Origin of the sequence: Streptomyces mirabilis, assembly GCF_039503195.1 — a bacterium.
Lineage (GTDB): Bacteria > Actinomycetota > Actinomycetes > Streptomycetales > Streptomycetaceae > Streptomyces > Streptomyces mirabilis_D.
Map to the genome: position 1 here is coordinate 7,065,073 of NZ_JBCJKP010000001.1, position 11,750 is coordinate 7,076,822.

Here is an 11,750-nt window from a genome sequence, read left to right on the forward strand (position 1 = left end):
GTCATGCTGGCGAACCGCGAGGAGACCTCGTTGGTCGCGCGGGCGCTGAGCGGAATCGGGATCGGAGCGCCGGTCGTCGACGAGGAACGGAACACGATCGCGGTCCCCGTGTCCGGGGGAACCGACGCGCTGACGGCCGGAGTCCGCGCACTCGACACGGCGGGAGTGCGGCCGGTCGACATCGGGCTGCGGCGTCCCACGCTGGACGACGTTTTCCTTCAGCTGACGGGGGCCGGGACCGGGCCGTCCCGACCGGGGCGGACGGGACGGAGGGGTACGGCATGACCGCGCTGACCGACGGGCTGGCCGATGGATGGATCATCGCGCGCCGCAACGTCATCCGGACGCGACGGGCGCCGGACGTACTGCTTCTGACACTGCTCCAACCCATCATGTTCGTGCTGCTGTTCGCGTACGTGTTCGGTGGCTCCATCAAGGTGCCGGGGGTGAACTACCGCGAGTACCTGATGGCCGGGATCTTCGTCCAGACGGTGGCGTTCGGCTCGTCGATGACGGGCGCGGGACTGGCCGCCGACCTGCAGACGGGAGTGATGGACCGGTTCCGGTCCATGCCGATGTCCCGGGCGGCGGTGCTGCTCGGTCGCACCACCAGCGACCTGCTGGGCAATCTGGTCACCGTGCTGGCCATGGCGTTGTGCGGGCTGCTCGTCGGATGGCGGACACACACCGGCCTCGGTCAGGTGGCCGCCGGACTGGGCCTGCTCCTGCTGTTCGCCTACGCGATGAGCTGGATCTCGGCCACGATCGGGCTGACCGTGCGCAGCCCCGAAGTCTCCCAGACCGCCGGTTTCCTCCTGCTGTTCCCGCTGACCTTCGTGTCCAACGTGTTCGTCGCAGGCGACACACTTCCGTCCGGGCTGCGACCGGTGGCCGACTGGAACCCGATCAGCACGGTCACGCTCGCGCTGCGCGATCTGTGGGGCAACGCCCCGGCCGGCCCGGCCCGTGGCGGGCGTGCCCGCCGAGCATCCCGCGCTGGTCTCGCTTGGCTGGATCGCGGTGATCCTGGCCGTCTTCCTGCCGTTGGCGGTCGACCGCTTCCGGCGTGCCGCTCGCCGCTGACGCCCGTCACCGGGACTGTGCACGTCACTCGGTCGGCCATCGACGAAGTGTGCCGCTGCCCGAGGTGTCCGGAACACCTCGGGCAGCGGCACGGTCATACGGAGCGACCGCCCCTCGGGCGGTGTTGCTCAGGCGAAGGAGATCGCCGCGGTGTCGTGGTTCTGGGCCTCGTTGGACGCACCGATGAAGCAGCCACCGGCGATGGTGGCGCAGTTGACGTCCACCGTGGCCCCGGACTGGTCCTGGCCCTGGAACGTCTTCTTCACGGTGAACGCCGTCGAGCCGGCGCCGGTGGCGTCGGTGGTGAGCTGCTTGATTCCGGCGACGTCGCACACCAGCGTCCCGGCCGCGGGGTCGCCGGCGCACTCGGTCGCGGAGACGGCCTCGGCGGCACCGAAGCCCGTGACGTTCACGGTGACGCTCGCGCCGTCGGAGAGACCGGTCGAGGGGGTGACCGTCACGCCGACCGCCGTGGCCGCGGCCGTGGCGGGAACCGACACGGCCAGCATGGCCGTGACGGCCGCGGCGCCGGTGAGACCGGCCTTCGAAATGAGCGCGATCCTCTTCTTGGAAATCAAGGTGCTGGCTCCAATTCAGGATGGGGGGTGAATGGTCGACATTCGCGCAATGAGTGCCGAGTGATGGTGATTCCCGGGGTATTTCCTACGCGGATTCACTGGCAGCGCGAAATCATTTGGTGTCGATCCATTTGGAGGCTACAAGTCGGCCTGTGGGTCGTCAACCACGACCTGAACAAAAAGGAACCGCCCTTTCCGGCAGACGTATGCCCGCTGTCTCGTTCCGTCCCATGGCGTCCGCCCCCTTGCTGGGACAGCGTCGCGCGGGCGAGCCTGCGGTGAGCACTCCACATTCGACAAGGGGAGATCAATGACGAATCCGTTTGAGGATGCGGATGCGGTCTATTCGGTTCTCGTCAACGATGAGGGCCAGTATTCGCTGTGGCCGGCATTCGCCGACATTCCTGCGGGCTGGACCGCGGAGCTCGTCGAGGCAGACCGTGAGGCCTGCCTGGCGTACATCGAGGAGCACTGGACGGACATGCGGCCGAAGAGCTTGAGCGAAGCCTCCTGACACGTTCCGCCGGTCCACCGACAACTACCCCGGGGGAACACAATGAGCAACGTCGGCGGTGACACGCTGCCGCTCTCCGCTGCGCAGCGCGGAATCTGGTTCGGATGTCAACTCGACCCCGGTGGCCGGCGCTACCGGATCGCGGAGTACTTCGACATTCGCGGCCCGGTGGATCCCGTGGTGTTCGACGCGGCCTGGCGCCAGGTCGTCGGCGAGACCGAGGCGCTGCGCGTCCGGTTCATCGAAGAGGCCGACGGGCCCCGGCAGTACGTCGGACCCGTCGAGACCGCCGCCGTCGAACTGGTGGACGTCTCCCGCCGGCCGGACCCCGAGGGCGCGGCGCTGGAACGGATGCGCGCCGACCTCGACCGGCGGCTCGAGCTGACCCGAGACCCTCTGCACACCGTGCTGCTGTTCAGGCTGGCCCAGGACCGCTACTTCTGGTACTTCCAGTTCCACCACGTCATCCTGGACGGCTACAGCGGGGCCATGGTGGTGCGGCGGGTCGCCGAGGTGTACTCGGCCCTCGTCACCGGCGCGCCGGCCGTCCAGCCTGACCCCCGCCCGCTGCGCGACCTCCTCGACGAGGATCTCGCCTATCGCGTGTCCGACGCCTTCCTCCTCGACCAGGAGTACTGGGGGTCCCGGTTGGCCGACCGGGCGGAGCCCGCGACGTTGGCCGACCGGGTGTCCGCCGAAGCCGACGGACTGGTGCGTTCCTCGGCACAGCTCGGCACGGACGAACAGCGCCGGCTCTCCGAGTCCACCGGGCGGGCACTGCCCACCGTCATGCTCACGGCCGTGGCCGCCTATCTGCACCGGCTGACCGGCGCGCGCGACCTCGTGCTCGGCCTGCCCGTCACGGCACGGGCGGGATCCGCCACCGCCGGAACCGCCGGGATGGTGTCCAACCTGCTGCCGCTGCGGTTGACCGTGACGGGCGAGCAGACCTGCGCCGAGCTGGCCCGGCATGTGCTGTCCCGGACCCGCGAGGCCCTGCGCCACCAGCGCTACCGCTACGAGGACATACGCCGCGACCAACGGCTGGCCCTGGAGGACGAACCACTCGTCGGACCGGTGGTCAACGTCGTGCCGTTCAGCTACGACCACGGCTTCGGCGGCCACCCGATGACCTCCCACAACCTGGCGGGCGGACTGGCCGAGGATCTGTCGATCACGGTCTACGACCGGGGCGAGGGGCAGGGGCTCCGCATCGACTTCGACGCCAACGCGTCGTTGTACCGGGGGAGGATCTGCACACCCATCAGCGCGGCTTCCTGCGGGTGTTGGAGGCGATGGCGGACGACCCGGCCGCGCAGGTCGGCCGGATCGAGCTGCTGGACGCCGCCGAGCGCAGGCGCGTTCTGCACGAGTGGAACGACACGGACCGTACGCATCCGGCGGCCACGTGGCCCGCGCTGTTCGAGGCTCAGGCCGCCAGGACCCCCGACGCGGTCGGGGCGGTCTTCGAGGACACCGCTCTGAGTTACGCCCAATTGAACTCTCGCGCCAACCGGCTCGCCCGGTCGCTGGTCGAGTCGGGCATCGGCCCCGAGCGGGTGGTGGCCCTGGGCCTGCCCCGCTCGATCGATCTGGTCATCGCCATGCTCGCGGTGTCCAAGGCGGGCGGCGCGTATCTGCCGCTCGATCTGGAACATCCGGCTGAGCGCCTGGCGTTCATGCTCTCCGACACCGCGCCCGCCTGCGTCATCACCGGTAGGGAGACCCCGGCGGGACTGCCCGGCACCATCCCGAGGATCGTGCTCGACGGACCGCAGCACACCCACGACGACGATCTGGCCGACGACGATCTGACCGACGCCGACCGGCTCGCCCCCCTGCGGCCGGACCACCCTGCCTACGTCGTCTACACGTCCGGCTCCTCCGGCGTGCCCAAGGGCGTCGTCGTCACCCACACCGGTGTCGCGGCGCTCGCGTTCGCACAGATCGCCCGGCTCGGAGTGGACGAGCACAGCCGGGTACTTCAGTTCGCGTCCCCGAGCTTCGACGCGGCGTTCTCCGAGGTGTCGATGGCGCTCCTCTCGGGCGCCGCACTGGTGCTCGCGGGTGCCGACCAGCTCGTCCCGGGCGTCGCCCTGACCGAACTGGCCGTCAAACACGCTCTGACCCACGTCACCCTCCCACCGGCGGTTCTCGCCACGATGCGGCCCGGCGAACTGCCCGCGGACCTGACCCTCAACGTCGCAGGAGAGGCATGCCCGGCCGAGACCGTGGCGGCCTGGTCGCCGGGCCGTCGCCTGCTCAACGCGTACGGCCCGACCGAGACCACGGTCTGCGCGACGATGTCGGACCCCTTGTCCGGCACGGACAATCCGCCGATCGGCCGCCCGATCGACAACATGCGCGCGTTCGTCCTGGACAGCGCGCTGCGACCGGTGCCGGTGGGCGTCGCCGGCGAGCTCTACCTGGCGGGCCCGGGCCTGGCGCGCGGTTACCAGGGACGTCCGGCCCTGACCGCGGAGCGGTTCCTCGCCTGCCCGTCCGAGGCCGGACTGGCGCCGGGGGCGCGGATGTACCGGACCGGCGACCTCGTCCGCCGGCGCGCCGACGGTCAACTGGAGTTCCTCGGCCGCGCCGACGACCAGGTCAAGATCCGCGGCTTCCGGATCGAACCCGGCGAGATCGAAGCAGTGCTGGCCCGCGACGAGGCCGTGCGAGAGGTCGCCGTGGTCGTCCGGGAGGACGCCCCCGGGGACAAGCGCCTGATCGCCTATGTCGTCCCGCACGAGGGGCGGACGGTCGACCCGGCGTCGGCCCGGCGGTCGGCCGGTGAGGTCCTGCCCCGGTACATGGTGCCTGCGGCGGTCGTCGTCCTCGACCGGCTTCCGCTGACCCCCAACGGGAAGCTCGACCGCCGAGCCCTGCCCGCCGCCAGGTTCACCGGCGCCGGAGCGAGCCGGGCCCCGCGGAGTCCGCGCGAGGAGATCCTCTGCGGCCTGTTCGCGGACGTCACCGGCGCGCCGAAGGTCCGGATCGACGACAACTTCTTCGACCTCGGCGGACACTCGCTGCTCGCCACCCGACTGGTCGCCCGGATCAGGCCGGCGTTCGGTGTGGAACTCACCGTCCGTGACGTCTTCGGCGCGCCTACCGTGGCGGAGCTCGCGCGGCGACTGGACGAGGTCGGCGGATCGCCGCGCCCTCCCGTGGCCCGTACGACGCGGCCCGAACGGGTGCCCCTCTCCTTCGCCCAGCGCCGTCTGTGGTTCCTCAGCCAGATGGAGGGCCGGAGCGCGACGTACAACATGCCGGCCGTGCTCCGACTCTCGGGTGAACTCGACCGGGCGGCGCTGGCCGCCGCGCTCGGCGACGTGAGCGACCGGCACGAAGCGCTACGGACAGTGTTCCGTGAGTTCGACGGAGTGCCCTTCCAGCGCGTGCTCGACGTCCGGCCCGAACTTCTGTGCACCGATGTCACCCCGGACGGGTTGGCCGCCGAGATCGCCGGGTTCTGCGGCCGGGAGTTCGACCTCGCCGTCGAACCGCCGCTGCGGGCCCGGCTCTTCGCCCTCTCCCCGACCGAGCACGTGCTCGCCCTGGTGATCCACCACATCGCCGGAGACGGCTGGTCGATGGCGCCGCTGGCGGACGACCTCGCCGTGGCCTACGAGGCGCGGTGCGCCGGGCTCGAATCCGGCGCGGCGGAACTGCCGGTCCAGTATGCGGACTACACGCTGTGGCAGCACCGGCTGTTCGGCGTCGAGGACGACTCGGACAGCCTGATCAACGGTCAGATCCACTACTGGTCGGCAGCACTGGCCGGACTGCCGGACGAGCTGCCGCTGCCAGTGGACCGGCAGCGGCCGGCGGTCTCCAGCTACCGAGGCTCGACCATTCCGTTCGAGATCGGTGCGAGCCTCCACGCCCGGCTCACCGAGCTGGCCAGGCAGAGCGACGCGAGCCTGTTCATGGTGGTGCAGGCGGGACTTTCCGCGCTGCTGAGCCGGCTGGGCGCGGGCACGGACATCCCCATCGGTTCGGCCATCGCGGGCCGTACCGACGAGAACCTGGACGACCTCGTCGGGTTCTTCGTCAACACCCTGGTGCTGCGCACCGACCTCAGCGGCGACCCGTCGATGCGGGAGGTCATCGCACGGGTGCGGGAAACGGACCTCAGCGCCTACGCCAACCAGGACCTGCCGTTCGAGCGCCTGGTGGAGATCCTCAACCCGAGCCGGTCGGCTTCGCGCCACCCGCTGTTCCAGGTGATGCTGGCGTTCCAGAACCTGGCCGACGTGGAGTTCCGGCTCCCCGGGCTGGCGGTGGAGGCCGAGCAGCTCTACACCGAGACGGCCAAGTTCGACCTGGCGTTCAGTGCCTTCGAGAGCTTCGACGAGCAGGGCGCGCCGAGCGGTCTGACCGGTGTGGTCGAGTTCGCGGTCGAACTGTTCGACCCGGCCACCGTGGATCGGATGCTGTCTCGACTGGTGCAGGTCTTCGAGACGATGGTGGCGAATCCCGAGGCGCGGCTCGGTGAGATCGACCTGCTCGGCTCCGCCGAGCGGCAGTTGGTGCTTCACGAGTGGAACGACACCGACCGGGACATCGCCGTGTCGACCTTCCCCGCGCTCTTCGAGGCCCAGGTGGCGGCGACCCCCGAGGCGATCGCGGTGCGCTACGAGGGCACCTCGCTCACCTACCGGGAGCTGAACGGGAACGCCAACCGGCTGGCCCGGCTGCTGGTCGACCGCGGTCTGGGGCCGGACCGGTTCGTCGCGCTCGCGCTTCCCCGGTCGGTCGAGCTGATCACGGCCATGCTGGCGGTGCTGAAGGCCGGCGCCGCCTACCTGCCCATCGATCCCGACTACCCTTCGGAGCGCATCGAGTTCATGCTCGCCGACGCCGCGCCGCGATGCGTGATGACCGGCGAACGCGTCGCGGTTGCGCTGCCCGCTGGGCTCGACCGGATCGTCCTCGACGACGACATGTGGTCCGCCGTGTCCGGACTGTCCGACGCGGACCTGACGGACGGCGACCGAGTGGCCCCCTTGCGGCCGGGTCACGCCGTCTACGTCGTCTACACCTCCGGCTCCACCGGTGTCCCGAAGGGCGTCGTGGTCTCGCACGCAGGGATCGCCAGCCGGATGGGCTGTGAGATCGAGCGGCTGGAGGTTGTGCCGGACAGCCGGGTGCTGCAGTTCGCGTCCCCCAGCTTCGACGGCGCGTTCTCCGACATGTGCATGGCGTTGCTGGCCGGTGCGGCGCTGGTCGTCGCGCCCAGCGCGAGGACCATGCCAGGACCGGCGCTGAGCACGCTGATGTACGAGCAGGGCATCACCCACGTGACCCTGCCGCCACCGGTGCTGGCGGCCCTGGCCGACGACGGCCTGCCGGCCGGGATGATGCTGATCGCCGCCGGTGACGCGTGCTCGGCCGACGTCGTCGCCCGCTGGGCGCCCGGCCGCAGGATGGTCAACGCCTACGGTCCGACCGAGGCCACCGTGTGCGCGACCATCAGCGACCGGCTGGTCGTCGGCGAACTGCCCCCCATCGGACGGCCGTTGGACAACACCCGGCTCTACGTCCTCGACGACCGGCTGAGGCCCACGCCGCCGAGCGTCGCGGGGGAGCTGTACATCGCAGGCGAGGCACTCGCGCGCGGCTATCTCCGGCGTCCCGGACTGACGGCCGGCCGGTTCGTCGCCTGCCCGTTCGGCGCCCCCGGCGAGCGGATGTACCGGACCGGGGATGTGGTCCGGTGGCGCGCCGACGGTCAACTCGAGTTCGTCGGCCGCGCCGACGACCAGGTGAAGGTCCGTGGCTTCCGGATCGAGCTCGGTGAGGTCGAGGCGGTACTGACCGCCCACCCCGGCGTGGACCAGGCGGTCGTGGTGGCCAGGGACGACCAGCCGGGCGACAAGCGGCTGGTCGGCTATCTCGTGCCGGGCGGGGGCGACCCGGCTGTCGACCGGGACCGGGACGAGCGGCAGGTGGGGGAGTGGCGGCTCACCTCCGACTCGCTCCACGCCGACTCCGCTGCCGGCGCGGCCGCATTCGGCGAGGACTTCTCCGGCTGGAACAGCAGCTACAGCGGACTGCCGATTCCCGTTGAGCAGATGCGTGAGTGGCGCGATGCGACCGTCGACCGGATTCTCGAGCTGCGGCCGAAGCGGGTGCTCGAGATCGGCATCGGCACCGGACTGATCCTGGCGAAGGTCGCGCCGCAGTGCGCGACCTACTGGGGCACCGACATCTCGGCCCGGGTCGTCGACGGAGTCCGCGCGCAAGTGGCCCGGGACCCGAGCCTGGCGGACCGCGTCGCACTGCGGGTCCAGCCCGCCCACGTCCTCGACGAACTGCCGTCGGGGTTCTTCGACACCGTGGTGCTGAACTCCGTCGTGCAGTACTTCCCGAACGCCGCCTACCTGGAGAAGGTCCTGGAAGGCGTCCTCGGGCTGCTCGCCCCGGGCGGCAGGGTGCTCGTGGGCGACGTCCGCAACCTGCACCTGCTGAAGGCACTGCGGACGGCCGTCGAACTGGGCAGAACGGACGACACGGCGGATGCCGAGGCGGTACGGGAGGCGGTCGGGCAGGCCGTGGCCCTGGAGAAGGAACTGCTGATCGACCCGGCCTTCTTCACCACACTGCCCGCCGCGGTGGACCTGCGGGGCAAGCGGGCGAGCTTCCACAACGAGATGACCGCGCACCGGTACGACGTCGTCCTCCACAAGGAGCCGTGCGAGCGGATCGACACCGAGGCCGTCCGCGAGTTCGGTTGGGGCGCCGAGGTGACCGAGCTGGGTGCACTGAGCGCCGAACTGGCGTCGGCGCACCCGGCGCCCGTGCGGCTCCGCGATGTCCCCGACCTGAGGGTGGACCACGAGCTCGCGGCGGCCCGGATCCTGGCCGACGGCGGCAGCCCGGCGGCCGCCCGGACCAGGTTGACGGAACGGGACGCGGCCGTCCCCGACCCCGAGGCCTTCCACGAGCCGGCCGACCGGGCCGGCTACCGGGCGATGGTGCTGCCTTCGGGCGAGAGCGGACTGTTCGACGTCCTGTTCGTGGACCGGGCCGCGACGGGGGTGCCGACGAGCGGGTACCGGCCGGCCGAGCCGCCGCGCTCGGTACGGCGGCCCTTGACCAACGACCCGTCCCGGTCCGCCGCCGCCGCGTCCCTGGTCGCCGCGGTGAAGGCACACGCGCAGGACTCGCTGCCGGACCACATGGTCCCGACGGCCCTGGTCGTGCTGGAGAAGCTGCCGCTCACACCGAACGGGAAGGTGGACCGGCGCGGGTTGCCCGCTCCGGACTTCGCCGGCGCCGGGACCGGCCGGGGCCCGCGGAACGAGCGCGAGGAAGTGCTGTGCCGCCTGTTCGCCGAACTGCTCGGCATTCCGCAGGTCGGCATCGACGACGACTTCTTCGACCTCGGCGGGCACTCCCTGCTGGCGACGCGTTTGGTGTCCCGTATCCGGGCCACGCTGGGAGTCGAACTGGCCATCCCCGACCTGTTCGGCGCGCCCACCGTCGAGCAGCTCTCGCGCCGACTGGCCGTGGCGCGCAGGCGCGAGCGGCCGGTACTGCGGCCGCGTGCCCGTCCGAAGGGTGACTGACCGTCCGGTCCCGGCCTGCCCCGCCCCGGTGCGGTCGCCGCCCGCACCGTCCCGCTCTTGACCAGCAGAGAAGGAGAACAACCGTGTCAACCGGAGAAGAGTTCGACGTCGTGGTGGTCGGCGGCGGCCCGAGCGGCTCGACCGTCGCGTCGTTCGTCGCCATGCAGGGGCATCGGGTGCTCCTGCTCGAGAAGGAGTCGTTCCCGCGGTACCAGATCGGAGAGTCGCTGCTGCCGGCGACCGTGCACGGAATCTGCGGGCTGCTGGGCGTCTCCGAGGAGATCGAGCGGGCCGGCTTCATGCGCAAGCACGGTGGCACCTTCCGCTGGGGCAGCAGCCCCGAGCCGTGGTCGTTCGCGTTCGCCATCTCGCCGCGGATGGCGGGCCCGACCTCGCACGCCTACCAGGTCGAGCGGATGAAGTTCGACGACATCCTGCTCAAGCACTCCCGCAAGCTCGGGGTGGAGGTGCGGGAGGAGTGCTCCGTGGTCGAGGTGACCGAGGACGAGGAACGGGTCCGAGGGCTCGTCTACACCGATTCCACCGGCGCCCGGCACACGGTCGGCGCGCGGTTCGTCGTCGACGCGTCCGGGAACAAGAGCCGGATCCACCGCGAGGCCGGCGGCGATCGCATCTACTCGGACTTCTTCCGCAACATCGCCGTCTTCGGCTACTTCGAGGGCGGCAAGCGGCTGCCCGCGCCGAGGGACGGCAACATCTTCTGCGCCGCCTTCGACGAAGGCTGGTTCTGGTACATCCCGTTGAGCGACCGGATCACCAGCGTGGGTGCGGTGGTGAGCCGCGCGTTCGCGGACTCGGTGCAGGGCGATCCCGCCGATGCGCTCTCGCGGCTCATCGCGAAGTGCCCCCGGATCGACGACATGCTGGCCGACGCCGAGCGCATCACCGAGGGCGTGTACGGACAGGTGCGCGTTCGCAAGGACTACTCGTACAGCAACAGCCGGTACTGGCGCCCGGGAATGGTCCTGGTCGGAGACGCCGCGTGCTTCGTCGACCCGGTCTTCTCCTCAGGGGTGCACCTCGCGACCTACAGCGCCCTGCTCGCCGCGCGGTCCATCAACACCGTACTGGCGGGCGACCTCGGCGAAGACGAGAGCTTCGCCGAGTTCGAAGCGCGGTACCGCCACGAGTACGGCCTCTTCTACGAGTTCCTGGTCTCGTTCTACGACATGAACAGCGACCACGAATCGTACTTCTGGCAGGCGAAGAAGGTCACCGCCTTCGCGGAGTCGGAGCTCGAGGCGTTCGTCGAGCTGGTGGGCGGCGTCGCCTCCCTGGACGGCACCTTCGTCGACGCCGAGTCGGCCCGGGCACGGTTCAAGCACACCGCCGGCGAACTCGAGCGGTCGGTGTCCCAGGTCGACCGGACCCGCGGAGACGATTCCACCCCCATGTACCAGTCGGACATCATGGGTAGCGTGATGGAGCAGGGCACCCAGATCCAGGTCCAAGCCGTGCTCGGAGGCGATCTCGATCCGGAGGCCGCGCTCTTTCCGGGCGGACTGGTGCCCTCGGCCGACGGGCTGCGGTGGGCGGCGCCGGCCGAATGAGCGTTCGACGACAGGCGACAGGCGACAGGGGTCGAGTGGTCGCGGTCACGGCTGTCGAGGTCTGCGCCCCTTGGCGCTCGCGAAGGGGGTGGGGCCGATCGACCCGGGGTCGCAGCTGTCGGCGACCCTTCGGCCTCCGCTCCGATCATTCGCTCGGGCCGGCCACCGGGCTGTCCTTGGTGTCCGCGGCAGCGGTACGCAGTTCAGGCCGCCCCAGCCAGGACACGAACAGCGGGGGCGGCTGCGGGCCAAGACCGATCGCCTCCTTGATGTGCTCCGGCATTGGTGCCATCACCGGGTTCCAGTACTTGGCGTACCATTTGCCGTCGAGTTCGCCGGGGTGCATTCCCAGGTGGGGCCGGCGGGCGGGGTCCGGGCGCGGTTCTCTCACTTCGGTCATGCTGTGACTCCCTCATGGTGCCCCCGTCAA

Annotated in this window: 6 protein-coding genes and 2 pseudogenes; 6 read left to right on the forward strand and 2 right to left on the reverse strand. The window is 70.6% G+C overall.

The genetic code is table 11. The features are described 5' to 3' along the window. The first annotated feature begins 3 nt into the window (after positions 1 to 3). Positions 4 to 285, forward strand: coding sequence for a hypothetical protein (locus AAFF41_RS32565; protein ID WP_343325067.1), 282 nt, complete (start codon positions 4 to 6; stop codon positions 283 to 285). After that, a pseudogene (locus tag AAFF41_RS32570) lies at positions 282 to 878 on the forward strand (ABC transporter permease); the annotation flags it as partial. The gene AAFF41_RS32565 and the pseudogene AAFF41_RS32570, both read left to right, overlap by 4 nt. Positions 879 to 1,211: 333 nt before the next feature. Here the strand turns inward: AAFF41_RS32570 and AAFF41_RS32575 are convergent. Continuing rightward, positions 1,212 to 1,661 carry an enediyne antibiotic chromoprotein gene (locus AAFF41_RS32575; RefSeq protein ID WP_319746989.1) on the reverse strand — a complete coding sequence of 150 codons (450 nt, stop codon included), beginning with the start codon at positions 1,659 to 1,661 and terminating at the stop codon, positions 1,212 to 1,214. A 310-nt stretch (positions 1,662 to 1,971) separates the two neighbouring features. Here AAFF41_RS32575 and AAFF41_RS32580 point away from each other — a divergent pair, with 310 nt between their 5' ends. The 4 genes and pseudogenes from AAFF41_RS32580 (at position 1,972) to AAFF41_RS32595 (ending at position 11,320) form a co-directional block, all read left to right on the forward strand. Beyond that, positions 1,972 to 2,175 (forward strand): MbtH family protein, encoded by a 204-nt coding sequence (locus tag AAFF41_RS32580; RefSeq protein WP_054234618.1) that lies wholly within the window; start codon positions 1,972 to 1,974, stop codon positions 2,173 to 2,175. Positions 2,176 to 2,217: 42 nt separating this feature from the next. Further along, entirely contained in the window at positions 2,218 to 3,660 is a 1,443-nt protein-coding gene (locus AAFF41_RS32585) for a condensation domain-containing protein (RefSeq protein WP_343325068.1), read from the forward strand. Next, a pseudogene (locus tag AAFF41_RS32590) lies at positions 3,594 to 9,749 on the forward strand (amino acid adenylation domain-containing protein); the annotation flags it as partial. The gene AAFF41_RS32585 and the pseudogene AAFF41_RS32590, both read left to right, overlap by 67 nt. A gap of 83 nt (positions 9,750 to 9,832) precedes the next feature. Beyond that, positions 9,833 to 11,320, forward strand: coding sequence for a tryptophan 7-halogenase (locus tag AAFF41_RS32595; protein ID WP_319746993.1), 1,488 nt, complete (start codon positions 9,833 to 9,835; stop codon positions 11,318 to 11,320). A 145-nt stretch (positions 11,321 to 11,465) separates the two neighbouring features. Here AAFF41_RS32595 and AAFF41_RS32600 read toward each other — a convergent pair whose 3' ends face one another. Further along, the gene (locus AAFF41_RS32600; RefSeq protein WP_319746997.1) at positions 11,466 to 11,720 is read right to left on the reverse strand and encodes a hypothetical protein; all 255 of its coding nucleotides are present in this window, start codon (positions 11,718 to 11,720) and stop codon (positions 11,466 to 11,468) included. Between the last annotated feature and the right edge of the window lie 30 nt (positions 11,721 to 11,750).

Coding starts and splice junctions, on each gene's coding strand:
- AAFF41_RS32565 (WP_343325067.1), top strand. CDS start 4: ATGCTGGCGAACCGCGAGGAGACCTCGTTGGTCGCGCGGGCGCTGAGC.
- AAFF41_RS32580 (WP_054234618.1), top strand. CDS start 1,972: ATGACGAATCCGTTTGAGGATGCGGATGCGGTCTATTCGGTTCTCGTC.
- AAFF41_RS32585 (WP_343325068.1), top strand. CDS start 2,218: ATGAGCAACGTCGGCGGTGACACGCTGCCGCTCTCCGCTGCGCAGCGC.
- AAFF41_RS32600 (WP_319746997.1), bottom strand. CDS start 11,720: ATGACCGAAGTGAGAGAACCGCGCCCGGACCCCGCCCGCCGGCCCCAC.